This is a genomic window from Streptomyces sp. NBC_00691 (assembly GCF_036226665.1).
Classification (GTDB): Bacteria; Actinomycetota; Actinomycetes; order Streptomycetales; family Streptomycetaceae; genus Streptomyces.
Genome location: NZ_CP109007.1, coordinates 1,503,733 through 1,529,386, shown reverse-complemented (window position 1 = coordinate 1,529,386; position 25,654 = coordinate 1,503,733). Strand labels below are relative to the sequence as shown.

At 70.7% G+C, this 25,654-nt stretch carries 21 protein-coding genes and 2 pseudogenes; 15 read left to right on the top strand and 8 right to left on the bottom strand.

Annotation, left to right across the window (positions count from 1 at the left end; genetic code table 11):
• Positions 1-299 precede the first annotated feature (299 nt).
• The gene (locus OG392_RS06745; protein WP_329276633.1) at positions 300-1,682 is read left to right on the top strand and encodes a GH1 family beta-glucosidase; all 1,383 of its coding nucleotides are present in this window, start codon (positions 300-302) and stop codon (positions 1,680-1,682) included.
• A 201-nt stretch (positions 1,683-1,883) separates the two neighbouring features.
• Here OG392_RS06745 and OG392_RS06740 read toward each other — a convergent pair whose 3' ends face one another.
• Positions 1,884-2,888: an NADP-dependent oxidoreductase gene (locus OG392_RS06740; RefSeq protein ID WP_329276631.1), complete on the bottom strand. Its 1,005-nt coding sequence runs from the start codon at positions 2,886-2,888 to the stop codon at positions 1,884-1,886.
• 425 nt (positions 2,889-3,313) lie between these two features.
• On the bottom strand, positions 3,314-4,006 hold the full coding sequence (locus OG392_RS06735; RefSeq protein ID WP_329276629.1) for an SDR family oxidoreductase: 693 nt from the start codon (positions 4,004-4,006) through the stop codon (positions 3,314-3,316).
• A 118-nt stretch (positions 4,007-4,124) separates the two neighbouring features.
• Between OG392_RS06735 and OG392_RS06730 the strand changes: the two genes are divergently transcribed.
• The 4 genes from OG392_RS06730 (at position 4,125) to OG392_RS06715 (ending at position 8,954) form a co-directional block, all read left to right on the top strand.
• Entirely contained in the window at positions 4,125-4,685 is a 561-nt protein-coding gene (locus tag OG392_RS06730; protein ID WP_329276627.1) for a TetR/AcrR family transcriptional regulator, read from the top strand.
• Positions 4,686-4,974: 289 nt separating this feature from the next.
• On the top strand, positions 4,975-5,949 hold the full coding sequence (locus tag OG392_RS06725) for an ROK family protein (protein WP_329276625.1): 975 nt from the start codon (positions 4,975-4,977) through the stop codon (positions 5,947-5,949).
• 167 nt (positions 5,950-6,116) lie between these two features.
• The gene (gene manA / locus OG392_RS06720) at positions 6,117-7,307 is read left to right on the top strand and encodes a mannose-6-phosphate isomerase, class I (RefSeq protein WP_329276623.1); all 1,191 of its coding nucleotides are present in this window, start codon (positions 6,117-6,119) and stop codon (positions 7,305-7,307) included.
• Positions 7,308-7,646: 339 nt separating this feature from the next.
• Complete coding sequence (locus OG392_RS06715; protein ID WP_329276621.1) at positions 7,647-8,954, top strand: cellulase family glycosylhydrolase; 1,308 nt, start codon at positions 7,647-7,649, stop codon at positions 8,952-8,954.
• Positions 8,955-9,114: 160 nt separating this feature from the next.
• Here the strand turns inward: OG392_RS06715 and OG392_RS06710 are convergent, their stop codons facing one another.
• Positions 9,115-10,161, bottom strand: coding sequence for a LacI family DNA-binding transcriptional regulator (locus tag OG392_RS06710; protein ID WP_329276619.1), 1,047 nt, complete (start codon positions 10,159-10,161; stop codon positions 9,115-9,117).
• Entirely contained in the window at positions 10,158-12,557 is a 2,400-nt protein-coding gene (locus OG392_RS06705; RefSeq protein ID WP_329276617.1) for a glycoside hydrolase family 2 protein, read from the bottom strand. Before OG392_RS06705 ends, OG392_RS06710 begins: the two co-directional genes overlap by 4 nt.
• A 275-nt stretch (positions 12,558-12,832) precedes the next feature.
• Between OG392_RS06705 and OG392_RS06700 the strand changes: the two genes are divergently transcribed.
• The 3 genes from OG392_RS06700 (at position 12,833) to OG392_RS06690 (ending at position 16,109) form a co-directional block, all read left to right on the top strand.
• Positions 12,833-14,158, top strand: coding sequence for an ABC transporter substrate-binding protein (locus OG392_RS06700; protein WP_329276615.1), 1,326 nt, complete (start codon positions 12,833-12,835; stop codon positions 14,156-14,158).
• A gap of 80 nt (positions 14,159-14,238) precedes the next feature.
• Entirely contained in the window at positions 14,239-15,234 is a 996-nt protein-coding gene (locus OG392_RS06695) for a carbohydrate ABC transporter permease (protein ID WP_443054694.1), read from the top strand.
• Positions 15,231-16,109 (top strand): carbohydrate ABC transporter permease, encoded by an 879-nt coding sequence (locus OG392_RS06690; RefSeq protein WP_329276613.1) that lies wholly within the window; start codon positions 15,231-15,233, stop codon positions 16,107-16,109. The genes OG392_RS06695 and OG392_RS06690 overlap by 4 nt, the downstream gene beginning before the upstream one ends.
• 74 nt (positions 16,110-16,183) lie before the next feature.
• On the opposite strand, the gene OG392_RS06685 is transcribed toward OG392_RS06690, so the two are convergent.
• The gene (locus OG392_RS06685) at positions 16,184-17,215 is read right to left on the bottom strand and encodes a LacI family DNA-binding transcriptional regulator (protein WP_329287103.1); all 1,032 of its coding nucleotides are present in this window, start codon (positions 17,213-17,215) and stop codon (positions 16,184-16,186) included.
• 228 nt (positions 17,216-17,443) lie between these two features.
• On the opposite strand from OG392_RS06685, the pseudogene OG392_RS06680 reads away from it, so the two are divergent.
• From OG392_RS06680 to OG392_RS06670, 3 genes and pseudogenes are all read left to right on the top strand, one after another.
• Positions 17,444-17,743 (top strand): annotated as a pseudogene (locus OG392_RS06680) (transposase); the annotation flags it as partial.
• A 319-nt stretch (positions 17,744-18,062) separates the two neighbouring features.
• Positions 18,063-18,344 carry a hypothetical protein gene (locus OG392_RS06675; protein ID WP_329287695.1) on the top strand — a complete coding sequence of 94 codons (282 nt, stop codon included), beginning with the start codon at positions 18,063-18,065 and terminating at the stop codon, positions 18,342-18,344.
• Between the two features lie 311 nt (positions 18,345-18,655).
• A complete protein-coding gene (locus tag OG392_RS06670) occupies positions 18,656-20,416 on the top strand; it encodes an ABC transporter ATP-binding protein (protein ID WP_329276611.1) in 1,761 nt (586 codons plus the stop codon).
• Between the two features lie 59 nt (positions 20,417-20,475).
• Here OG392_RS06670 and OG392_RS06665 read toward each other — a convergent pair whose 3' ends face one another.
• Together OG392_RS06665 and OG392_RS06660 are read right to left on the bottom strand one after the other, a co-directional pair.
• On the bottom strand, positions 20,476-21,768 hold the full coding sequence (locus OG392_RS06665; RefSeq protein WP_329276609.1) for a cellulase family glycosylhydrolase: 1,293 nt from the start codon (positions 21,766-21,768) through the stop codon (positions 20,476-20,478).
• Positions 21,769-22,183: 415 nt separating this feature from the next.
• A complete protein-coding gene (locus OG392_RS06660) occupies positions 22,184-22,429 on the bottom strand; it encodes a hypothetical protein (RefSeq protein WP_329276607.1) in 246 nt (81 codons plus the stop codon).
• Positions 22,430-22,682: 253 nt separating this feature from the next.
• Here OG392_RS06660 and OG392_RS06655 point away from each other — a divergent pair.
• From OG392_RS06655 to OG392_RS06640, 4 genes and pseudogenes are all read left to right on the top strand, one after another.
• Positions 22,683-22,823, top strand: a pseudogene (locus OG392_RS06655) (peptidase C39 family protein); the annotation flags it as partial.
• Between the two features lie 75 nt (positions 22,824-22,898).
• Positions 22,899-23,054, top strand: a complete 156-nt coding sequence (locus OG392_RS06650; RefSeq protein WP_329276605.1) for an SCO1431 family membrane protein — start codon at positions 22,899-22,901, stop codon at positions 23,052-23,054.
• Positions 23,055-23,203: 149 nt separating this feature from the next.
• Complete coding sequence (locus OG392_RS06645) at positions 23,204-24,379, top strand: acyl-CoA dehydrogenase family protein (RefSeq protein WP_329276603.1); 1,176 nt, start codon at positions 23,204-23,206, stop codon at positions 24,377-24,379.
• 67 nt (positions 24,380-24,446) lie between these two features.
• Entirely contained in the window at positions 24,447-25,010 is a 564-nt protein-coding gene (locus OG392_RS06640; protein WP_329276602.1) for a dihydrofolate reductase family protein, read from the top strand.
• 152 nt (positions 25,011-25,162) lie between these two features.
• Here the strand turns inward: OG392_RS06640 and OG392_RS06635 are convergent, their stop codons facing one another.
• Positions 25,163-25,516, bottom strand: coding sequence for a hypothetical protein (locus tag OG392_RS06635; protein WP_329276600.1), 354 nt, complete (start codon positions 25,514-25,516; stop codon positions 25,163-25,165).
• Between the last annotated feature and the right edge of the window lie 138 nt (positions 25,517-25,654).

The following is a 25,654-nucleotide window of genomic DNA, read 5'->3' as shown; positions in this document are numbered from 1 at the left end:
TTCTCCTCGGAACGGGGTGACCGCGCCCGGGAGCGGGGCGGGGTCGTCGTACGACGGGAGGGGTGGAACGGTGTCGTGCTCCGTAGGCCCTCGCGTTCCGCTTTTCCGCGACAGCCCGGCAGCGGCTGCCGAGGATCACTCTGCCCCGTTCTTGACAACGATGTCCAGCGAAGCCTTCCCGGTTAAGTCGGGGTTTAGCAAAACCGATTCTTCGGGACCCGCAATCCCTGGATCGAGCAACTGAATTCCTTCATGCTCGGACCTGTTGTCCCCGCCCCGCACGAGAGGTCTCCGTTTCCGTGAGCGACTTCCCGGTCTTTCCCACTGGCTTCGAATTCGGTGCCGCCACGTCGGCCTACCAGATCGAGGGCGCTACACAGGAGGACGGGCGGGGGCCGTCGATCTGGGACACCTTCTCGGGGCGCGCCGGCGCCGTGTCGGACGGCGGCAGCGGCGAGACGGCCTGCGATCACTACCACCGGCACCGGGAGGACGTGGCCCTCCTCGCGGACCTCGGGGTGTCCGCCTACCGTTTCTCCGTCGCATGGCCGCGCATCCAGCCGCAAGGCTCGGGACCGGTGAACGCCCGGGGGCTCGATTTCTACGCCCGCCTGGTCGACGACCTGCTGGAGGCCGGCATCAAGCCGGTCGTCACCCTCTACCACTGGGACCTTCCCCAGCCCCTGGAGGACAGGGGCGGCTGGCGGTCCCGGGACACGGCCGAGCGTTTCGCGGAGTACACGGCCCTGGTCGTTGGGAAGCTCGGGGACCGCGTACCCCGGTGGACCACCCTGAACGAGCCCTGGTGCAGTGCCTTCCTGGGATACGCGAACGGCGAGCACGCTCCGGGAGCGTGCGAGGGGACGCCCGCGCTCGCCGCGGCCCACCACCTCCTGGTCGGCCACGGCCTGGCCATGGGCGCCCTGCGCGCCGCCGGGGTCCAGGAAGCGGGCATCTCCCTCAACCTCGACCGGGTCCGCCCGGCCACGCCGGACCCCGCCGACGCCGCGGCCGCCCTGCGTGCCGAGACCCAGCGCAACCTCATGTGGACCGACCCCCTGCTGGCGGGACGCTACGCACCCGGTGAGACGAACGCCTTCGGAGAACTGATCGAGCGCCAGGACTTCCGCCGCGAGGGTGACCTCGCGCTCGTCTCCGCTCCGATGGACTTCCTCGGCCTCAACTACTACACGCCGTCCACCGTGCGCGCGGCGCCCTGGCGCGAGACCGATCCGGCCCTGCGCACCGCGATGGACAACCGTTTCGAAGGTGTGGCGCACCCGGGCGTCCGCCACACCGCCATGGGCTGGGCCGTCGTCCCCGACGCCCTGAGGGACCTGCTCGTCTCCCTCCGCGATCGCTACGGCGCCCTCCTTCCGCCGATCCACATCACGGAGAACGGCTCCGCCGAGCACGACGCCCCCGCCGCGGACGGCACCGTGTACGACGTCGACCGGATCTCCTACCTGGAGGGCCACCTCCGAGCGGTCTCCGCAGCCATCGCGGACGGCGTCGACCTGCGCGGCTACACCGCGTGGTCACTCCTGGACAACTTCGAGTGGGCGTTCGGTTACAGCAGGCGCTTCGGCCTGGTGCACGTCGACTTTCCGACCGGGACGCGCACCCCCAAGGCGTCCTACCACTGGTACAAGGCGGCCATCGCGGCCTCCGCGACCCGCTAGTACCGCGGCGGGCGCCGTTCGCTCCGCCGTATCGAGAGGGCTGTGTCGCGGTCGTCCGTACGCTCCTCGTACGACGTCGGGGCCGGGCGGGGAACTGCGCGCCGTCCTCACGACCGGGTTCCCGGACGGTGTCGGCGGGGAGCGGGGCGTAGGGGATCCCCCGTCGCCGGCGACGACCGGTGCGTCGGCTCGATTCCGTCGTCACGCCATTGCGACGACGACCTTGCCGGCCTTGGCCCGTCCCTTCTCGACGTACTCCACGGCCTGGAGGGTGTCGTCGAACGGGAAGACGGTGTCGACGATGGGGCGGATCTCTCCGGCGTCGATGAGTGGGGTGAGTTCGCGCAGCTGGTCGCCACTGGCCTTCATGAACAGGAACGAGTACGTCACGCCCCGACGCTTGGCGCTGCGCCGGGTCGTGAAGCTGAGTGCGCTCATGGCCAGGCGTAGGAACGGGTTGACGCCGAGTTCGCGGGCGAAGGCGGCGTCGGGCGGGCCCACGACGCTGATGGCCATTCCGCCGGGCTTGAGGACCCCCAGGGATCTGGCGAGGTTCTCGCCGCCCAGGCTGTCCAGAACGAGGTCGTAACCGTCGAGGAGAGTCGCGAAGTCCTGGGTGCGGTAGTCGATGACCTCGTCCGCCCCGAGCTCCTTGACCAGATCGGCCGTGGCGGCGCTCGCGGTGGTGGCCACGTACGCGCCCAGTGCCTTGGCCAGCTGGACCGCGATGGAGCCGAGGCCACCCGCGCCCGCGTGGATGAGGACCTTCTGGCCTGGTCGCACACGTGCCCGTTCGACCAGCGCCTGCCATGCGGTCAGGGCAACCAGGGGGAGAGAGGCGGCCTCGGTCATCGTGAGGGCGGCCGGTTTGGGGGCCAGGTCGTCCTGGTGGACGGCGAGGCGTTCGGCGAAGGTGCCGATGCGGTCCTTGCCGGGCCGGGAGTAGACCTCGTCGCCCACGGCGAAGCGGGTGACGGACGGGCCGACCCGGATGACCTTCCCGGCGAGGTCGTTGCCCAGGACGAGCGGGAGCCGGTAGGGCAGGAACGCCTTGAAGGCCCCGTCGCGGAGCTTGATGTCCAGCGGGTTCACGCCCGCCGCCCGGATCTCGACCAGGACGTCCTCGGTGCCCACCCGCGGCTCGGGTACCTCGGTTGCGCGCATTTCGGAGGGGCCGCCGTACTTGTCGATCAGGAATGCCTTCATCGTCGTCTCCGTTCCGTCTCCCTCCAGGGGAGGGCGGGGCTTCCGTTCGCGCCGGGCTTCTCCCCGTACGAACTGGTCTGTGTTGTCCTTCTGCGTGCGGTGCCGGCGCACTGTGTCCTTCACCGCGTTCACCCGTCAGGCCACCGGCACGACCGGACGGCGCGCCCGCGCACCAGGCCGCCGCCACCTGGGCGGGCGTCACGCCGGTCTCCTGGGCGATGGCCGGGACGGTGTCGACGGCGGCGGTCTTCTGGCCGGTGCTCTCGGTGTGGACGACCACGCCCAGGTCGCTCGGGCACCCTTGTGCGGAGGTGCGGTACGTGCCGGTGAGGAGTCCGCCGTCGAGTGGGGACCACAGGGCGGCGCCGAGCCCGAGGCTCTCGGTGCGTAGGCCAGGGGGCTGTGGCGCGGCGCGGGCGGGAGGCTCAGGCAGGGTTCGGCTGGTGTGTGGTGGCCAGGCTCTGCTTGACCTGATGGGTGAGCTCGTCGGCGACGATCTCGGGCAGGCCCGTCTCGATGCCGTGCAGGGCCTGGGCCGCGACGTAGGAGGCGGCGGTCTTCTGGTCTGCGGGGATGCCGGCGGCCATGTCGGTGTCCATGTAGCCGACGTGCAGCGCCGAGACCGCGATGCCGCGGGGCGCCAGCTCGTCGCGGGTCGCGCCGGTCAGCGCCCAGGCGGCGGCCTTGGACGCGGCGTAGGAGCCCAGTCCGGCCGGGTGCAGCCAGGAGAGGACGGACAGGACGTTGAGTACGGCGCCGCCGCCGTTGCCCTCGATGACAGGGGCGAAGGCGCGGGTCGCGGCGAGCGGACCGAAGAAGTTGGTCTCCATCTCCCGGCGCACCTCGTCGATGTCGCCTTCGATCAGCGTCGCACCGGTGGAGATGCCCGCGTTGTTGATCAGCAGGGTGGCATTCGACGCGATGCGGGCGGCCTCCCGTATCGATGCCTCGTCCGTCACGTCGAGGCGCAGCGGGACGGCGCCCGGCACCTCGACCGTCTCGGGGCGGCGGGCCGCCGCGTACACCTTCGCGCCGCGCTCCGCGAGCTGGGCGGCCAGGTGCCGCCCGAGGCCCCGGTTGGCGCCGGTGACGACCGCGACCGCGTTCTTCAGTTCCATGCCTGCTCCTGGTGTTCGGCGGGCGCCGTCGAGTCGCACGCCCCATATTTAGATTACGAACTCAATCTAAACATGGGGATACGATAGATGCCAGTCGACATCCAAATGGAGGGTGATCATGGGTCGCGTATCGCAGGCGCAGGCGCAGGAGAACCGCAGGCGGGTGGTGGACACCGCCTCGCGGCTGTTCCGGGAGCAGGGCACTCACGTGAGCGTCGTCGACCTGATGAAGGCGGCCGGACTGACCCACGGCGCCTTCTACAAGCAGTTCCCCTCCAAGGAGGCACTCGTCGACGAGGCCACCGTCCGCGCCTTCGACGAGCTCGCCCGGGCTCATGCCGCAGGGCTCGCGCAGCACGAAGGGCGGCACGACGCCGCCCGGCGGGCGCTGATCGACGCCTACCTCTCCGTCGAACACCGCGACGACCCGGCGGACGGCTGCCCGGTCGCCGCGCTGGCCACGGACATCGCCCGCGAAGGCGGGGGTCGTGAGGCCCGGCGTGTCTACACCGAAGGGGTGGCCGACTTCGCCGACTTCCTCGGTGGTGACGACCGGGGCGGCATCGTCCGTCTCTGCACCCTGTTCGGCGCGCTGGTCCTGTCCCGGGCCACCAAGGGCTCCCCGCTCTCGGAGGAGATCCTGATCGCCGCCCGCGGCGCCTTGACGGAAACCGCCTGATCATCGCCGCGGCGCAGGCGCACGTCGATCACGCTCGCGGGCAGCGTCCACGCTCGCCGCCGCCGCGAGGGACGGCATGACGGACGCGACCGGCGCCGGCGGCGCGGCATTGCTCGCGCCGAGCCGCTCATCCCGGCGCAGTGCGGCGGGGAGGACCGGGTCCGGCAGGCGTCCGCCTCAGGACCCGGTCATGTGACTTAACCGGATCCGTTCTTCTCTAGACAACGTTGTCATCCGTCGGCAGAGTAGTGCTCCGCACGGTTCGGAAGGTTCTGGAGAGGTTGGGCGGATGGTGTACGGAGCGCTGGACATCGGTGGTACGAAGATCGCCGGGGCGCTGGTCGATGCCGAGGGGCGCGTGGTGGCGCGGGCGCAGCGGCCGACGCCCGCGCGCGAGTCCGCCGAGGCGATGATGGCCGCGGTGACCTCGGTCGTCGACGAGTTGGCCACCCACCCCGAGTGGGCTTCGCTGTTCTGCCTCGGGATCGGGAGTGCCGGACCCGTGGACACCTCCGCGGGCACGGTGAGCCCGGTCAACATCCCGGCCTGGCGCTCCTTCCCTCTGGTGGAGCGGGTGCGGAGCCATCCCGCCGTCCCCGCGGGCATCGAGCCGGTGCTCGTCGGCGACGCGGTCGCCATGGCGGCGGCGGAACACTGGATCGGCGCGGCGAAGGACGCGGCGAACGCCCTGTGCATGGTCGTCTCGACCGGCGTGGGCGGCGGCCTGATCCTGGGAGGTTCCGTACATGCGGGGATGACCGGGAACGCCGGTCACATCGGACATATCACCGTCGACCAGAACGGTCCCGTGTGCCCCTGCGGCGCCCGGGGATGTGTCGAGCGCTACGCCAGCGGTACGGCGATCGCGGCCCGCGCACTGGAATCGGGCTGGACACCTCCGGCCGGCCTTCCCGCCACCGCCCGCGAGGTCGAGGTCTCGGCCCGCGCCGGCGATGCGAGGGCGCTCGCCGCGTTCGACCGGGCCGGCCGCGCACTGGCCGCCGCCATCGCGTCGACGGCCGCGCTCGTCGAACTCGACCTGGTCGTCGTCGGAGGTGGGGTCTCCCAGGCGGGCGAGATGCTGTTCGCGCCGCTGCGGCACCACCTGAAGTCGTACGCCGTCCTCGACTTCACCCGTGACGTTCCGGTCGTGCCCGCCGGGCTGGCCCTCGACGCCGGACTGATCGGCGCGGCCGCCGCCGGCGTCGCCGCCTCCGGGCTGTCCCTCGCCGGAACGGGCACGAGGGGGCGGACAGCACCCTGACGTCCGGCCTCCACCGGACGAGGGCGGGCCTCCTCTTCGTGCCCGCGTACACCGGCACCGGGCGTCCTCCACCGGCACCGGGCGTCCTCCACCGGCACCGGGCGTCCTCCGGGGCGTCGTGACGTCCCTGCCCTTCCAGCTCACCGCACGCACCCCAGGAAATGACCATGGACCTCCTCCGCAACACCGTCCAGCCCTACGACTGGGGCTCCCGCACCCTGCTGCCGGACCTCATGGGCGTGCCGCCCACGGGAGCACCCCAGGCCGAACTCTGGATGGGCGCCCATCCAGCGGCGCCCTCCCGGGTGTCCAGGGACGGCACCCTGATGCCCCTGGACCGGGTGGTCGCCGAGGATCCGGAGGGCGAACTCGGAACGGTCACCATGCGCCGGTTCGGGCCCCGCCTCCCGTTCCTGCTCAAGCTCCTGGCCGCCGACGCGCCGCTCTCCGTCCAGGTGCACCCCGACCTCGCCCAGGCCCAAGCCGGATTCGCTCGCGAGGACGCGCTCGGCGTGCCCCTGGACGCGCCGCACCGCAACTACCGCGACGACCAGCACAAGCCCGAGATGATCGTCGCCCTCACCCCGTTCCGGGGCCTCTGCGGCTTCCGGAGCCCGGCGGACACCGCCGACCTGCTCGGCTCCCTGAAGGCGCCCGCGCTGCGCCCGTACATCGAGACCCTGCGCGTCGTGCCCGGGCCCCAGGCGGTCGCGGAGGTGTTCCGTGCCTTCCTCCGCCCGCCGCCGGACCTGCTCGATGCCGTCGCCCGAGCGCTGGCGGTCGCGGCGGCGGGCTCGGACGAGGTCCACATCGCCGCCTACGACCGTATCGCGCGGGCTTATCCGGGCGACTCCGGACTGCTGTCCGCGCTGATGCTCCGGTACGTCGAACTGGGCCCAGGCGAAGCGCTGTTCCTCGGTGCCGGGGTCCCCCACGCGTACCTTTCCGGGCTCGGCGTGGAGATCATGGCGAGCTCCGACAACGTCCTGCGGTGCGGACTGACCTCCAAGCACGTCGACGCGGAGGAGCTGACCCGGGTCGTCCGCGTCGACGCGCTCCCGGCCCGTGTCCTGACTCCCCGGGAGGAGGAGGGCGAAGAGGTGTACCCGGCGCCCGTGGACGACTTCCGCCTGTCGCGGTACGTCCTCCGCGCCGGTGGACCGCGGCGGCGCGTGGCGCTGGACGCCCCACAGATCCTCCTCTGTGTCACCGGGAGCGTGACCGTCTCCTCGTCCGGGGAGAGCCTCGACGTCGGCCCCGGACAGGCCGTGTACGTGCCCGCGGGCGCCGAGGTCGGACTGGAAGGTGCCGGCACGGCCTTCCGCGCCACGACAGGCACTGCGGAACGCCTCGGGTGAACGGTGGGGGCGGTCAGCAAAACCGTCGCTAAACTTAACCGGTTATGTTCCGGCTCTTGTTATCGGCCATCACGGCCTCTAGCCTCAACTCGGCCGCCAGGAACCGGCAGGAGAACTCGCCGATCGACGAGGCGACGACCTGAACCGCGCCTGCGGTCAATCCCCACTGCCCGGAATCGAGCCGCAGCAATATCTGGGCAGTGGGGCCCGGCGGCGGTCCGCCCACCACCCGTGGGCCCGCCCGGGGCCATTGGCCCGACCGGCCGCTGTCTCTCTCCATGTCAGGCGCCGCCGCGCCCGCTTTTCTCCCGGGGCGTGGCACCGAGTTGGGAGCACCCCATGAACAGGACACGAGTCCTCTCCGCAGCGACGCTGCTCGCCCTCGCCGCCGCGATCACCTCGGTCTCGGTCCCCGCCCAGGCCGCCGAGCGCTCCGACGGCTTCCGCGTCGTGGACGGACGGCTCGTCGACGCCACCGGCAAGGACTTCGTCCTGCGCGGCGTCAACCACGCCCACACCTGGTACACGGACCGCACCGGGCGGTCCCTCGCCGACGTCAAGGCGCTCGGGGCCAACTCGGTGCGGGTGGTGCTCTCCACCGGCACCCGGTGGACGAAGAACGACGCCGCCGACGTCGCGGCCGTCGTCTCCCGGTGCAAGGCCAACCGGCTCGTCTGCGTCCTGGAGGCGCACGACACCACCGGTTACGGCGAGCAGGGCGGTGCGGCCGCCCTCTCCGAGGCGGTCGACTACTGGCTGGAAGTGGCGAACGCCCTCAAGGGAGAGGAGAAGTACGTCATCGTCAACCTCGGCAACGAGCCCCACGGCAACGCCGGCTACACCGCCTGGACACAGGACACGCAGGACGCCATCGGCCGCCTGCGCGCGGCCGGCTTCGATCACACCCTGATGGTCGACGCCCCCAACTGGGGCCAGGACTGGTCGGGCACCATGCGCGAGAACGCCCCCGCCGTCTTCGCCTCCGACCCCGACCGCAACACCGTCTTCTCGATCCACATGTACGGCGTCTACGACACCGCCGCCGAGGTCGAGGACTACCTCGGCAGCTTCGTCGACCGCGGACTTCCCATCGTCGTGGGCGAGTTCGGCCACGACCACTCGGACGGCAACCCCGACGAGGACGCCATCATGGCCACCGCCCGCCGGCTGGACCTCGGCTACCTCGGCTGGTCCTGGAGCGGCAACGGCGGCGGCGTCGAATACCTCGACCTCGCCACCGGCTTCGACGCCGGCCGGCTCACCTCCTGGGGCGAGCGCCTCTTCCGCGGCCCCGACGGTATCCGCCAGACCTCGAAGGAGGCCGGCGTCTACCGGCGCGGCTGCTCCATCGCCTACCGGCTCGACGACTGGGGCACCGGTTTCAACGCCGACATCACCGTCCGCAACACCGGCGAACAGCCCCTCAAGGGCTGGAAGCTGGACTTCGAGCTCCCCGCCGGGACCACGCTGAACTCCGCCTGGAACGCCTCTGTCACCCAGACCGGCCGGCAGGTCCGCGCCACCAGCGAGTCCTGGACCGCGTCCGTCCCGGCCGGCGGGGCCGTGAGCTTCGGCGTCAACGTCGCGGGCCCCGGCACCGTGCCCGCCACCTTCAGCCTCGACGGCGTTCCCTGCGCCAAGGGCTGACCCCTGTATCGCACCCACCGCACCTGGCGCGAGAGGAGCGGGTTCCGAGGCACGCCCCTGCCCCGTAACCCGCTCCTCGTCCGTTTTCGGCGCCCCTCCGGGGACGCGCGACGTCGAGGGGCCGCCCCCGTGGGCAGCCCCTCGACGTCGTGCGTGACGCCTACGCCCGCCGCGGCGGCCCCGTCGACCCCCGTGGCGTCAGAGACGGCGTGGGCACCTGCCGGGCACCCACGTGGGTCCCCTCGATCACGCCGAACAGGGTCCGGGTGACCTCCTCGCCGAAGTGGTGCACGTCATGGCTCATCGCGGACAGCGGCGGGTGGGTCAGTCGGCACAACTGCGAGTCGTCCCAGGCCAGGAGGGATACGTCGTCGGGGACCGACAGGCCCATCTCCGAGGCGACCGCCGCCCCGGCGACGGCCATGATGTCGTTGTCGTACACGATCGCCGTCGGCCGGTCCGGGGACATCAGCAGGCTGCGGGTGGCCCGCGCGCCCTCCTCACCCACGAAACCGGTCGCCACCTGCCGCCGCCCGTCCAGGCCCAGCTCGGCCATGGTCGCCTCGAACGCGGCGGCGCGGATCCCGCTGTGGCCGAGCCCGGACGGGCCCCCGACGCGGGCGATCCGCCGGTGCCCGAGCGCCGCCAGGTACCGCACCGCCTCGGCGGCCGCCGAGGCGTCGTCCGTCCAGACCGACGGGAAGCCACCGGTCAGGGCAGGGTGTCCGACGGCCACCGCGGGCATGCCGAGGGCTCGCAGAGGCGGGATCCTCGGATCGTCCCGGTGGAAGTCGACGAGGATCGCCCCGCCGACGATCCTGCTGCGCCACCACTCCTGGTAGAGGGCGGTCTCCTCGTCCAGGTCGCGGACGAGCCGGAGGAGGAGGGAGCAGGAGCGCTCGGCGAGGACGTCCTCGATGCCGGAGATGAACTCCATGTAGAAGGGTTCGAGCCCGAGCAGCCGGGCCGGCCGGCAGATCGCCAGGCCGACGATGCCCGCCCGCTGGCCGGAGAGGTTGCGCGCGGTCTGGTTCGGGCTCCAGCCGAGTTCCCGGGCCGCCGCGAAGATGCGCTCCCGGGTCGTCGGGGACACCCCAGGACGGTTGTTGAAGGCGATGGAGACGGCGCCTTTGGAAACCCCGGCCAGCGCGGCGACGTCGTTGATCGTGACACGAGTGCCGGGGCCGCGGGGTGCTGCGGTGCTCACAACGCTCCCACGCTGAACAGGGCGGCCCTGACGACCTCCGGGTCGTCGCCCGTCCAGCCGCGTACGGTGATCCGGACCTCCTCACCCGGCAGCAGGGTGACCAGCCCGTGGTCGGCGCTCGCCGCCGGGTCCAGCCGGTCGGCCTGGAGCAGGAGGTCCCGCACAAGAGTGCGGGCAGTGACCGTCACGATCGAGTCGCCGTCGCCGGCCGACTCGACCAGGACGTCGTACACGGGCATCGGGTAGGCGAATTCCTTGTCGAAGACCGGGAGGTGGACCGTCCGCAGACCGTCCGCGTCGGCGACCAGCAACTCCTTGCCTGAGCCGGCCTCGGGCAGCAGCGACGCCGGGACGGCCAACCGCACCACCGTTCGGGCGGCGGCCTCCAGACCGATCGCGGTCTCCTTCAGCACGGTGCCGTCGGCGGTGAGGCGGCGCAGGGTGACGGTGGTGCGCCAGGTAGTGCCGGCCTGGTTGACGAGGGCCAGCACCGGGCCCTCCTCGGCGGGCACCAGGCTCAGGAGGCGGTCGGCGTAGACCCGGCGCAGCTCGTGGTAGAGGGGCTTGAGGTGTCCGTCGCCGTCGATCGCGGCCCAGGAGCTCACCGGCCAGCAGTCGTTGAGCTGCCAGACGACAGTGCCGGCGCAGACCGGCCAGTGGGAGCGCCAGTGTTCGATGCCGGCCGCCACCGCGCGGGCCTGGACGACCTGGGCGAGGTAGTGCCATCGGTCGAAGTCGCCCTCGGGCAGGCCGAAGTGGCGCTCGATGCCGCGGTTCAGCTTCCCGTTGCCGTCCTCGGCCTTCTGGTGGTGCAGCATGCCGGGGGAGTCCGGGGAGAGGTCCTCGCCGGGCAGGGCGCGCCGCAGGGTGCTGATCGCGGGCGGAGCCTGCCAGCCGAACTCGGCGCAGAAGCGGGGCACATCGGCCCGGTATTCGGCGTAGTCCTGCCGGTTCCAGACCTCCCATGAGTGGTGGGTGCCGTGCCGGGGGTCGTTGGGGTGGTGGTTCCAGGAGCCGGACCAGGGGCTGCCGGCCGTGTAGGGACGGGTGGGGTCGAGTTCGGCGACGATCCGGGGCAGGATCCCGAGGTAGTAGCCCTCGCCCCAGGAGTCGCCGCCGAGCGGCTTCTCCCAGTCCCAGTCGCGGAAGCCCCAGAGGTTCTCGTTGTTCCCGTTCCACAGGACGAGGCTGGCGTGCGACATCAGCCGGACAACGTTGTCACGCGCCTCTGCCTCCACCTCCCCGCGCAGGGGCTGCTCCTCGGGGTAGGCGGCGCAGGCGAAGAGGAAGTCCTGCCAGACCATCAGGCCCAGTTCGTCGCAGACGTCGTAGAAGACGTCGTCCTCGTAGATCCCGCCGCCCCAGATGCGGACGAGGTCGATGTTGGCCTCGGCTGCCTGGGTGAGGCGGGCGCGGTACCGCTCGGGCGTGACCCGGGAGGGCAGGATGTCGTCGGGGATCCAGTTGACGCCACGGGCGAAGATCCGGACGCCGTTGACGACGAAGGTGAAGCCGGTGCCGTGCGCGTCGGCGGAGCGGTCGACGGTGACGGTCCGGAAGCCGATCCGCCGCGACCAGGAGTCGAGCGGTGCGCCGCTTTCGTCCAGGAGCTCGATGTCGAGCCCGTACAGCGGCTGGGAACCGTAGCCCCGCGGCCACCACAGGTCTGGTTCGGGCACGTCGAGGCGGAGCACCGTCTCCGCGCCCTCGAAGGAGGTCTCGGCGACCACCCCGGCCACCGTGGCGCGCAGGGTGAGGGGCCGGTCCTTCCCGCTCTCGGTGCGGGCGGTCCGGACCTGCAGCTCGACGCGGCCGGTCGCGCCGTCCACGGTGACCAGGGGGCGGACCTCGGCGAGCCGGGCGGTCGACCAGTGCTCGATCCGTACCGGCCGCCACATGCCGGCGGTGACCACCGTGGGGCCCCAGTCCCAGCCGAAGGAGCAGGCCATCTTGCGGATGTACTGGAAGGGCTCGGGGTAGACGTTGGGCCGGTCGCCGGTGAGGGCGCGGACCCGATCGGCCTCCTCGTACGCCGAGTCGAACCGCACCTCCAGGGTTCCGGTTCGGCCCGTGACGTCGAAGCGGTGGACGCGGTGCATGTTCCGGGTCGAGCCGAGGGTCTCGCCGCCGAGCAGGACCTCGGCGGCGGTGTCGAGTCCCTCGAAGACCAGCTCGCTCCGCTCGTGCCCCCCGGCGTGGGCGGCGAGCTCCGTCACGTACGACCACGCCCGGCGCCCGACCCAGGCGATCTCCTTCTCGTTCAGGCCGATGAACGGGTCCGGTACCACCCCGGCGGTGAGCAGATCGGTGTGGACACAGCCGGGCACCTGCGTGGGGAGCAGTGCGCCCTCGTGGCGCAGGCTCCACCCCTCGTGCAGCTGGGTGACGTCCTTCATGGTGTGCGGCTCCAATCGCCTGGCAGCGGGCGGGATGCGTGTACGGGCCGACAAGTTAGCCGCACATTTACTTAACTGTCCATGAACCGGTGAAGCGCGACCTGCATCGCGTGTAGCGCATCGAGCACGGGGCTTCGTCGGCCCTTGTGAATCGCCTGGCCCTGGTAACGATTGGGCATCACGCTGGAAATCAATACTTTACCGGTTCACAACTGGCTGGCATAGTGCCGTCATCCCACCGATGACTTGAGCCGTGACTTTGAAGGAGTTGGGCCATGGGGAACAAGAAGACGACCGCGCTCTCGGGTGCTGTGCTGGCCATCGCGATGCTCGCGCTGTCGGCGTGCGGCGGCGGAGGCGGCGGCGCCACCGGTGAGGTGGCCGCTCCGCCCTCGGACCCGAAGGAAGTCTCCGGCGAGATCAAGGTCCTCACGCAGCGGACCGACCTGGTGCAGAACGGGGTCCTGAAGCAGTACGCGGCCGAGTTCAACAAGGTCTACCCGAAGGTGAAGGTCACGTTCGACGGCATCACCGACTACGAGGGCGAGGTGAAGATCCGTATGAACACCAAGGCGTACGGTGACGTGCTCTTCATCCCCGGCGCGGTGGCCAAGAGCGACTACCCGAAGTTCTTCGCGCCCCTCGGCACGACCGCCGAGCTGTCGAAGTACCGCTTCGGCGACAAGGCCGAGGTCGACGGCAAGGTCTACGGCATCGCCCAGTTCGGAACCGCCAACGGCTTCGTCTACAACAGGAAACTGTGGAAGCAGGCCGGTGTCACCGCGTGGCCGAAGACCCGGGCGGAGTTCCTGGCCGGCCTGAAGGCGATCAAGGAGAAGACGGGCGCGACCCCGTACTACACCAACTTCAAGGACGGCTGGCCGCTGGTCCAGTGGACCAGCAACCTGGGCGTCGCCGGCTGCGACGCCCAGGCGGGCAACGCCCTCGCCGGTCCGGTCTCGCCCTGGAAGGCCGGAAGCGAACTGAACACCACCGATGGCCTCCTGTACGACATCGTGAAGCAGGGGCTGTCGGAGAAGGACCCGACGACCACCAACTGGGAGACGTCCAAGACGCTCCTCGGCGAGGGCAAGATCGCCACGATGATGCTGGGCTCCTGGTCGATCACGCAGATGCAGGACGCGGCGAAGCAGGCCGGCGGTTCGGCGGAGGACATCGGTTTCATGCCCTTCCCGGTCCAGGAGGACGGCAAGCACTGCGCGGCCCTCGTCTCCGACTACCAGCAGGCCGTGAGCATCTACTCGGAGAACAAGACGGCCGCGCGCGCCTGGGTCGACTGGTTCACCGAGAAGTCCGGCTTCGCGGAGAAGGAGGGCGTGGTCTCCGCGGTCAAGTCCGCTCCCATGCCCGCCACGCTCAAAGAGTTCGTTGACAACGATGTCAAGTTCTTTGACCGCTCCGAGGCGAAGACTGCCGCAGTCAACGACATCGACGACGCCTCGGAGATCGGCCTCAACAAGCAGGACTACCGCCAGAAGCTGATCGACACGGCCCGCGGCGCCGCGAAGGGCAGCCTCGAGGACTTCTTCGCCGACCTCAACAAGAGGTGGGACGAGGCGGCGAAGACCGTCGGTAGCTGAGACCGGCGGAGCGGGCCCCGGCCGCACGACACCGGCCGGGGCCCCTGGACCTCCCGCAGCTGCGGACACGAAAGGCCGACATGACCCAGACCACCGACACCGCACCAGAGGGCGCCGCCATGACAGGGCGATCCAGCACGGACAAGGCCAAGCCTGATACAGAGGGCCGCCGGCGCGGTCCCGCCGCCGGACGCACAAGGTCGTGGCGTGACTCGCCACTCCGGCGGATCACGCCCTGGCTCTTCCTGGCGGCCCCGCTGGCGCTGCTGATCACGTTCACGTACGTCCCCGTCGCGAGCATGATCTCGTACAGCTTCACCGACTGGGACGGCGTGAGCCCGGACCGGGAGAACGTGGGGTTCGACAACTACGTCCAGATCTTCACCCGGCCCGAGCTCTTTCGCGTCTTCTTCGTCAGCGGCTACTACCTCGCGGCGTCCGTGGTCCAGATCGTGGTCGCGCTGTACTTCGCGGTGATCCTCAGCTTCAACCTGCGCTTCCGGAACTTCTTCAAGGGGATCCTCTTCTTCCCCTACCTGATCAACGGCGTCGCCATCGGCTTCGTCTTCCTGTACTTCTTCCAGGACGGCGGCACCCTCGACTCGGTCCTCGACTGGCTCGGCGTGACCACCGACCACCCCTGGCTCGGCGACCCCACCTCGGCCAATGTCTCCCTCGCCGGTGTCTCGGTCTGGCGGTTCACCGGACTGAACTTCGTCCTCTTCCTCGGCGCGATCCAGTCCATCCCTGGCGAGCTGTACGAGGCGGCGGAGCTGGACGGGGCCGGGAAGTGGAAGCAGTTCCGGCACATCATCGCGCCCAGCATCAAGCCCGTGATCAGCCTGAGCGCCATCCTGGCGATCTCCGGCTCGCTGTCGGTCTTCGAGATCCCCTACATCATGACCGGCGGAGCCACCGGCACCCAGACCTTCGTCATCCAGACGATCAAGCTCGCCTTCCAGTTCAACAAGACCGGCCTGGCCTCGGCCGCGGCCGTGGTGCTGCTCCTGATCATCCTGCTGATCACCTGGATCCAGCGCCGGCTCGTGCCCGACGACAAGGTGGAACTCGTATGACCTCCCCCGACCTCACCGCCGCCCCGGCCCGTCCGGCTCGCTCCGCCCGCCGGCGCCTGCCCGTCGGCGGCGTGCTGACCTACCTGTCGCTGATCGTGGCCTCGGTGGTCGTGCTGCTCCCGCTGGCGGTCGTCTTCCTCACCTCGCTGAAGACCTCGGAGGAGGTGGGCGAGGGCAGCGCGCTGTCCCTGCCGGGAAACTGGCTGAACCTCGACAACTACGTCACGGCGTTCAACGACGGCAAGATGCTCACGGCCTTCGGGAACACCGCGTTCATCCTCGTCTTCTCCATCGGCGGCACGGTGGTCATCGGGTCGATGACCGCGTACGCCGTCGACCGCTTCGACTTCCGCGGCAAGAAGCTCGTGATGGCCGGCTTCCTGATCGCCACCCTCGTGCCCAGCGTCACCACCCAGGTCGCGACCTTCCAGGTGATCAACAGCTTCGGCCTGATCGACACCCGGTGGGCCCCGATCCTCCTCTACATGGGCACCGACATCGTCTCGGTCTACATCTTCCTGCAGTTCATCCGGGGCATCCCCGTCTCACTCGACGAGGCCGCCCGGCTCGACGGTGCCAACGCCTTCACCATCTACCGGAAGATCATCTTCCCGCTGCTCAAGCCCGCCATCGCCACCGTCGTCATCATCAAGGGGATCACCACTTACAACGACTTCTACATCCCCTTTCTCTACATGCACTCCGAGGACCTGGGGACCATCTCCACAGCTCTCTTCCGCTTCAAGGGCCCCTTCGGAGCCCACTGGGAGGCCATCTCCGCCGGAGCGATCCTCGTCATCGTCCCGACGCTGATCGTCTTTCTGATCCTCCAGCGGTGGATCTACAACGGCTTCGCCCAGGGAGCCACCAAGTAGGGGGAGCCATGAGGCGGGGCCGGGCCGTACCAGGGGACGATCCGGCCCCGCACGGTCCGCCCGTGGACGGGCGATCAGCGCGGGCCCGGCTCCGACGGCGGGGGAGAGGTGCTGCCCCGGGGCACGAAGTGTGCGTACCCCTCGCGCATGCTGCCGACGTCCTCCCCGCCGATCAGGGCGAGCAGCGCGGTCGCGGAGCGGGCCCCGTACGCCGGGATGTCGCGGGTGACCGCCGACAGCATCGGGCGCACCACCTGCGTCAGCGGAGACTCGTCCCAGGCCACGATCGACACGTCGGCGGGGATCGACAGGCCCAGCTCCTGTGCCACCGACAGCGCAGCCACCGCCATGATGTCGTTGTCGAAGACGATGGCCGTCGGCCGTTCGGGCGCGATCAGGAGGGCCCGCGCGGCCCGCGCGCCCTCGTCCCCGGTGTAGTCCGTGTGCACGACCGTCGCCGCCGGGACGCCGACCTCCCGGCATGCCTCAGCGAGCGCTGCGTCGCGGGCCGCCGTGTGCGCGAGCCCGGCAGGGCCCGCCACCCGCGCGATCCGCCGATGCCCCAGAGCCGCCAGGTACCGCACGATCTCGTACACGCTCTCGCCGTCGTCCGACCAGATGGCCGGCAGGCCCCCGGCCCCCTCCGGCGGCCCGATCACGACCGCGGGCAGTCCGATCTCCCGGACCGCTCCGACCCGTTCGTCCTCGGTCAGCAGGTCCATGAGGAAGACGCCGTCGACTCGGCGCTCGCCCCACCAGCGCCGGCATACCTCGATCTCCTGCGCCTGGTCGGCCGCCATCTGGAGCATCAGCGCGTACGAACGCTCGGCGAGCACCGCCTCCACACCGCTGATGAACTCCATGAAGAAGGGCTCCACCCCGAGCGTCCGCGCCGGCCGCCGCACAACCAGCCCGACCGCCTGCGCCCGCCCGCCGGTCAGCGCCCGGGCCGCACTGTTAGCCCGCCACCCCAGCTCCTCGGCGATGCTCTTGATCGAGGCACGGGTGGCCTCCGAGACTCCGGGCTGGTCGTTGAGCGCGTACGAGACCGCCACCTTTGACACACCCGCCCGACGTGCGATGTCCGCCATCGTCGGCCGCTTCACTGCCACCCCAGCTCCATCCTGAACCCTCGACACCCCGACCATACCGCCAGGTCATGCTCTTGGAACTCCTGACGAAATGATCTACAAGGTGGTCAGGTCGCTCCGGGACAGTTGATCCGGGGGTGTGGAGTGGCTCGGCAGAAGCCGTCGGAAGTCGATGGCGAGTTGGGGGCGGTGATCGATCCGCTGCTGCCCAAGGGGCAGCGTCGGGTCCGGTATCCGGGACTGAATTTGATCACCGATGCCGGCGGTATCCCGCTCGCCGTCACCCTGACCGGCGGCAACCGCAACGACGTCACCCAGTTGATCCCGCTGCTCCAGGCAGTGCCGCCCGTGCGGGGCAAGCGCGGCCGGCCCCGGCGCCGCCCCGACGTCGTGCTCGGTGACTGCGGCTACGACCACGACAAGTACCGTCGCCTCGTCCGCGCGCTCGACGTGAAGCCACTGATCGCGCGACGCGGCACCTAACACGGCTCCGGGCTCGGAAACCAACGATGTTCTGTCGAGCGCGCCTTCGCCCACCTGCACTGGATTCCGGCAGACCTGTCTGTCCGTAAGGACGGATGGCGCGAGCTGCTCGGCGTACGCAGGCTCACCGGGGACACCTTCGAGGTGGCCTGCCTCTTCTTCTTCGCTCAGGGCATCTGCCACCGAGATGTGGTCACCGTCGACGGCAACCACCTCGTGACCGCGGTGGTGCACAAGTCCGACCACCAGCCCTGGGGGCGAGACCCCTGGAAGAGCCGCGGCACCGGAACCCGGCCCGTGCGGGAGGGCCGTGCCCGGCCCGGTCGCGTCATGAGGCCCGCGCCGCTACGCCGGCCCTGCCCGGTTCGGAAGGAGTCCTGTGGACGCCACCCAGGGCGGGGGAACCGGCACGGTCGCGGGTGCCTTCCTCAGCGGCAGGGTGAACGCGGCCGACACCCTGTTGGTGTCGGCCACCGACGTGCCGCTGAAGCCGAAGTTCACGGGGAATACGACAGCGCCGTGGTGGAGGAACTGGCTGCCCGACGATGGCGGTTCGGGGCCGGCCAGTGAAGACCATCGACGTCGCGCCGGTGTCCGCAAATGGAGCAGCCTTGTCGTTTCCTGCCTCGGTTGCCGGAAGCCGGGTTGTCCGACCGGCTGATCCGGTGCTGCATCCTGCCCGTCCGAGCCTTGGCTCCGCGTGAACCCGCGAGGCGGAGGGATGGTTCAGCCAGGGTTTCGCAAATCTTCCGAATGGCACCGTCAGCACTGGAATCGAAGGGTTCGCGCGACGCATCCTTCTAGGAGAGCACGCCGCCGTCCTCGCCCCAGGGAGAACCCGGCTGTCCCACGGCCGGGGAACCGGGCTGCCTTCGTACGCGGCGGGCCTCTGCCCTGGCTCACCCGCCGTCACCGGGCGCGTGCCACGGCGAGAGGTGCGGCCGGCCCCGACGAAGGAAGCCCGCAGAAGCCATGAACAACAGTCCGCTCGACCACCGCTACCGCGGCGAACACCCGATCCGCACCGTCCACCACCTCTTCCTGCCCGATCACGCGCGTCTCGCCGGGGCCGTGGCGGTCTTCTTCGCCAAGCACGCGCCCGTCTGGCTGCTCCCCCCGGTGACGGCGAACGTGATCGACGTCGTCGTCGAGCACCGGCCGATCTCCGAACTGTGGGGGAACTGCGCCGTGATGCTCACGGTCCTCCTCCTGAACCCACCGCTGCACCTGCTGTACGTCCGCTGGATGCACGGGGCGGTACGCCGGCTCGGCCGCGATCTGCGGTCCGCCCTCGTGACCCGGATGCAGCAGCTCTCCATCGGCTTCCACAGCCGCACCAGCTCGTCCGTGCTGCACGCCAAGGTGGTCCGGGACGTCGAGACCTTGGAGACGGGACTCCAGCAGACCGCGGACAACGGCCTCACCGCCGTCGCGACGCTGGCCGGCGGCCTCGCCGTCATCGCCGTCGTGACCCCGGTCTTCCTGCCGGTCTTCCTCGTCCTCGTCCCCGTGGCCGTGCTGCTCATCGGGGCCCTGCGCGCGCGGCTCGGCGAGGGGAACACCTCCTACCGGCGTTCGGTGGAGCGCATGTCCGCCTCCGTCACGGACATGGCCACCCTCATCCCCATCACCCGGGCCCACGCGCTGGAGCGCGCGGCCCTGGGCCGCGTCGGACACGAGCTCGACCGGGTGCAGCGCGAGGGGACCCGGCTCGACCTGCTCAACGCCCGCTTCGGATCCCTGTCCTGGGTCGTCTTCAACGGCCTCGGCACGGCCTGTCTCGCGGGCGCGGCGCTCGTCGCCTACTACGGGTGGACGTCGGTCACACCGGGCGAGGTCGTCATGCTCAGCGCCTACTTCTCCACCCTCACCGGAGCCGTGACGAGCCTGCTCGCCCTCGCGCCCGTGGTGGGCAAGGCCGCGGAGTCCCTCAAGTCCGTCGGTGAGGTCCTCCAGGCACCCGACCTGGAGACGAACGACGGCAAGCGGCGGGTCGATTCGGTCGCCGGGGCGTTCCGGTTCGAGGGCGTGGGTCTCACGCACGGCGACGCCGACGAGCCCGCCCTGAGCGACGTGGACCTCGACGTGCCGGTCGGGACCACCCTCGCGATCGTCGGCGGTTCCGGCGCCGGGAAGTCCACCCTGCTCAACCTGGTGCTCGGCTTCCACCGCCCCACGGCCGGCCGGGTCCGCCTCGACGGACAGGACATGGCGGAGCTGGATCTGCGGAGCTTCCGCAGATTCGTCTCCGTCGTCCCCCAGGAGTCCGTCCTCTTCGAGGGAAGCATCCGCGAGAACGTCACCTACGGCATGGAGCGCGTCGACGACGAGACACTGCGGCGCGCCCTGCGTGACGCCAACGCCGCGGAGTTCGTCGACGCGCTCCCGGACGGCCTCGACACCGTCGTGGGCGAGCGCGGCGCCCGGCTCTCCGGCGGCCAGCGCCAACGGCTCGCGATCGCCCGGGCCCTCGTCCGCGACCCCCGGGTGCTGGTGCTCGACGAGGCGACCTCGGCGCTGGACGCCCGCTCCGAGGCACAGGTCCAGGAGGCTCTCGCCCGCCTCGTCGCCGGCCGGACGGTCTTCGTCGTGGCTCACCGGCTCTCCACGATCAGGCGGGCGGACCGGATCGTGGTGCTGGAACGGGGGCGGGTGGTGGAGTCCGGGAGCCACCGGGAACTGCTCGCCCGCGACTCCGCGTACGCCCGTCTGCAGGCCACCCAGCTGGCCTGACCCGCAGTACGACGTGGGGTGCCCTCCCGTCGCCGAGTACGGGAGGGCACCCCGGTGCCTCAGCGGTCGGCGGTGCTGCCGCGGACGACGCAGGAGCGGTTGCTCTCCCAGCCCCAGCCGTCGCCGTCGGGGTCGGAGGAGCTGCCGTTCAGGCAGTACGGGTAGCCGTTCGGGGCAGTGCCGCCGCCCGACCCGGTGTCGGCGGTGCTGCCGCGGACGACGCAGGAGCGGTTGCTCTCCCAGCCCCAGCCGTCGCCGTCGGGGTCGGAGGAGCTGCCGTTCAGGCAGTACGGGTAGCCGTTCGGGGCAGTGCCGCCGGTGCCGCCGCCGTTGGATCCGCCGCCATAGATCGTGGCGCGGGTGGAGGTGGCGGAGATGCCGTCGGCGCCGTTGAAGAAGCGGTCGCCCCAGGCGGTGAGCGCGTTCGGACCGAAGCCGGTGACCATGTCGAGGTACTCGACGCCGCTGCCGTTGCCGCTCCAGGACCAGCCCAGGTAGCCGACGCGGAGCGAGCGGGCGGTGGCCATGATGGCGTTCTCGTCGGGGTTGCCGTCGCTGTGGTTGTCGCCGAACTCTCCGACGACGATCGGCAGTCTGTTGTTCACGAAGTGGTTGAGGTAGTTCTGGACCTCGGCGGCCGTGTCGTACACGCCGTACATGTGGATCGAGAAGATCGTGTTGCGGCGCGGGTCGGAGGCGAAGACCGAGGCGGCGTTGTCGCGCATCGTGTTCGACCAGTCCTGGCCCCAGTTGGGGGCGTCCACCATGAGCGCGTTCTCGATGCCGGCGCTCCGGAGCTTCCCGATGGCGCTCTTGGTCGCGCCGGTCCAAGCGGTGTAACCGCTGTTTCCGTAGGGTTCGTTGCCGATGTTGACGACGACGTAGTCCTCCTGGCCTTGAAGGGCGCTCCTGACGCCCACCCAGTAGTCGGCGGCCTGGTCGAGGGAGGCGGCGGCGCCGTCCTCGCCGTACCCGGTGGTGTCGTGCACCTCCAGGACGCAGATGACCTTGCTGGTCTTGCAGTCGCCGATGATCGACGACACCTGGGAGGCGCTCGTCTCCGTCCAGCGGTCGCCGCTGGACAGGACGACGCGGACGGTGTTGGCACCCTTGGCGGCGATGTCCGTGATGGCCCCGGTCTCGGTCGGGTACCAGGCGTGCGCGTGGTTGACCCCGCGCATCACGAACTCGTTGCCGTTGGCCTCGTACACGCGGCCGTTGCTGACGTGGATGCCGCCGTCGGCGGCCTGGGCGGCTCCGGCGGTGCCGAAGACGGGCAGCAGCAGCCCGGCGACGCCGGCGAGGGCGCTGCCTGCGGCCGTGAGCCACGTCCTGCGCGGTGACTTGGTCATGCCTCTCCTTGTGAGAAATGGTGGAAGGAGCCCGTCCGCGCAGAACTCCGACGACTAGACAACGTTGTCAGAGTTCTGTGACCGAGCCGCTGGCCTGCACGTCGGGGGTGTCCACCATGAGGCACCCGCGGTCGGATCCATGTCAAGCATGAAGGACGCTTTGATTGCGAGGAGATGAGAGGGTGAAGCCAGTTCAGTAGACCCGCACTGAACGTGCAGACGTTCTTGTGGTTCTGTTGTCGAGTGTCAGTCGCTCGTCTACTGAACCGTGGCACACCGATCTGAACCGCCGTGGCAGGTCGCGCTCGTATTCGCAGTGCGGATTCGCGCCGCTGGAAGTCCGCGCCACCTCCGCTCCGTCAGCGCCGGCCTCGCCCTGTGGGCCTCAATGGCGAAGCGCGGGCGCGCTGAAGGTCTAGCCGATCTCCATGGCTGTCATGACGTAGACACCACCCGAACGGAGACGGCCCGCCTCCCGTGCCGACGTGAAGTTGAGGAAGGGGGCGGCGCCGAAGCAATGCCTACGGGAAGGAATGTTGTCCAGGAACGACCTGCCGCGGCCGATGGAGCGGATCCGAGCCAACCGGAGGAGTGCCATGCGGTTGATGTCGGACGGAAGGAGCGGACTGATGTCCGGCGGGGAGGTCTCTGCTCGTCGCATGACGGTGTCGATGACGCGTGCGAGCACCTGCGCGTGCCCCGGGCGGGGAACCGCCGCACGGAGATGTGGCGGGGGAGGGAGTCAGCACCGATCCGGCACGACGCACCCGAACGGACCGGAACGGACGCCGGCGGAAGTCAGCACCAGGTCAGCACCAGCGCATCTGCGCCCGATTTACCTCGCATGGTTCGTGCCTCTGACCTGCATGTTTGTGCAGGAGGGTGCCGCGTAGTGTGCGGCGCCCTCCCATGTGGAGAACATCTGGCTCCGCACCAAGCGGTACAACGCGAGCGGGAAAGTGGTCTCCGGCACAGGAGGGGTCTGTTACCTCTACTTCCCCGAGCGGCCCTCGCCCGCGCAGCGCAAGGCGCTCGCGGCCCTCGGCGTCGTCTGACGCGGCGGCCCGGCCCCGGGGGACGTGACCGACGTCTCTACCCCGGGGCCGCCCCCGTACCGCAAGGTGGTCGCCATGACCTCCGCCTCCGCCGCCACCACCCGATTCCTCCTCCGCGCCCGGACGGGCGGTCCGAAGGACGACCAGGGCCCCAAGCTCCTCGAGCACGTCCTCGGCTGGACCCTGGTCGTCCTGCTCGCCGTGCTCGTCACGCGGGCCGGCCTCATGTAGGGGGCGGCCCGGGAGCCTCTCCGGCGTCCGTGTGATCCCCCGGTCGCCGGGTGATCCCGACGCCTCGAACGGGCATACTCCCCGCGACCCCGCGCGCGCCCCGCACGCCCGTGCCCGTGTGCGCGCCCGGCAGGGAGGAGCGCCCGGCCATGGCCGACAGCACCCCGGACGGCGTCCAGCGCCGGCTGCCCACCGACGAGGCCCGCGAGCTGCTCGCACTGACGCGGGACATCGCGCGGCGGGAGATCGCCCCGCGCGCCGCCGAGGAGGAGGAAGCCGGGCGGTTCCCCCGCGAGCTGTTCACCCTGCTGTCCCGCTCGGGGCTGCTCGGACTGCCCTACGACCCCGCGCACGGCGGGGGCGGTCAGCCGTACGAGGTCTACCTCCAGGTCCTCGAGGAGCTGGCCGCGGCACGGCTCACCGTCGGGCTCGGCGTCAGCGTCCACAGCCTCTCCTGTCACGCGCTCGCCCGCTACGGCACCGACGAGCAGCGCGCCGCCCACCTCCCCGCGATGCTCGGCGGCGGCCTGCTCGGCGCGTACTGCCTCTCCGAGCCCTCCGCCGGATCGGACGCGGCGGCGCTCCGCACCCGGGCCGTCCGGGACGGCGACGGCGGCGACTGGGTGATCGACGGGACCAAGGCGTGGATCACCCATGGGGGGATCGCCGACTTCTGCACCGTGATGGCCCGGACCGGCGAGGAGGGGTCGCGGGGCATCACCGCCTTCCTGGTGCCGGGAGACGCGCCGGGACTGGGCGCGGCCCCGCCCGAGCGGAAGATGGGCATGAAGGGCTCGCCCACCGCGCAGCTCCACTTCGACGGCGTACGGGTCCCCGACGCACGGCGCCTCGGCGCGGAGGGGCAGGGCTTCGCCATCGCCCTCGACGCCCTGGACTCGGGGCGGCTGGGCATCGCCGCCTGCGCGGTCGGGCTCGGCCAGGCGGCTCTGGACGCCGCTGTCGCGTACGCCGGGGAACGCCGCCAGTTCGGCCGGCCGATCGCCGACTTCCAGGGGCTGCGCTTCCTCCTCGCCGACATGGCGACCCTGATCGAGGCGGGCCGTGCGCTCTACCTGGAGGCGGCACGGCTCCGGGACGAGGGGCGGCCCTTCGGCCGGAGCGCGGCGATGGCCAAGCTCTTCTGCTCCGACGCCGCCATGCGGATCACGACGGACGCGGTCCAGGTGCTCGGCGGGTACGGGTACACCGCGGACTTCCCCGTGGAGCGGTATCTGCGCGAGGCGAAGATGCTCCAGATCGTCGAGGGCACGAACCAGATCCAGCGTGTGGTGATCAGCCGGGAGCTGCTGAAGGGGGGAAAGTAGCAGGGCAGCCGGACCCGCCGTCGCGACGATCTCCGCGCGGGTCTCCCGCCCCCGAGGAGGACTTCTGATGCGCAGCGTGACGTACTCGATGAACATCTCGCTCGACGGCTACATCGTCGGCCCGGACGGCGGCTTCGACTGGTCGGTCCCCGACGCCGAGGTCTTCCGCTTCTGGATCGACCAGATCCGGGGGGTCGGCGTCCATCTGCTGGGACGGCGCCTGTACGAGACGATGCTGTACTGGGAGACCGCCGAGCAGGAGGGGTCGCTCGACGAGGCGGAACGCGAGTGGACCGGTCTCTGGAATCCGCTCCCGAAGGTGGTGTTCTCCCGCACGCTGACGGAGGTGCGGGGCCGTGCGCGCCTGGCCACCGGTGGCGTGGCGGAGGAGATCGAGCGGTTGCGGGCCGAGCCGGGGGAGGGCGACATCGCGATCGGCGGCGCGACGCTCGCCGCCGAGGCGGCCTCGCTGGACCTGATCGACGAGTACCAGGTCATCGTCTACCCGGTGCTGGTCGGCGGTGGCATTCCGTTCTTCGCCCGGAACGAGCGTCAGGTGGAGCTCGACCTCGTCGAGACCCGCACGTTCGGCCGCAGGTTCGTGTACCTGCGCTACCGCGTGGTGCGCTAGGGCGCCCGGTTCACGGGCGGGGCTGGCCGACCGGTTCGCGCGCCGGCGGAACGGGCTCACGCGCCGGGCACGCCGGAGTGCACGCCGGGCAGGCCGGGTTCGGCCGGCCGCACCGCGTGTGCGCGTCCCTTCCCGTCAGAATCGGCGGGTGGTCACCGCCCGTCGCCCGGCCGGACCAGGGTCCCGCTGACCCGTACCGTGCGGTCCGCCCAGACGGGGCCCGAGGCGAGCCGCGCCCATTCCTGGTCGCGATGGCCGGGGAGGGTGCGCCCCTGGCTCGCCCAGAGAGAGAGCACGGCCTTGTAGATGGGCGGGTCGGCGGGGAGGTGGGTCGGCGAGGGCGCCTGCGCCGGTACCGGGACGGGTACGGGGACCGGCGCGGGCGGATGTGCCGGTGCGGCCGTCGGCGCGGGCGCCGACGGCGGGTGAGGAACCGATTCTTCAAGGCGCGGCTCGGCCTGTCGGTGCCGACCGATTCCGCTGGGGGTCGTGTACAGCGTGGTCATGCCCGGACCAACGCGCCCCGGCGGCCGTGGTCACCGCCGAGGGGATTCGAGCGGCAGTTCGTCCGGTACCCGGTGCACGGCTCTGGCCCCTCGACAGGAACCTGACGTACCGTCAGGTCCTCTCGCGGAAGACACGCG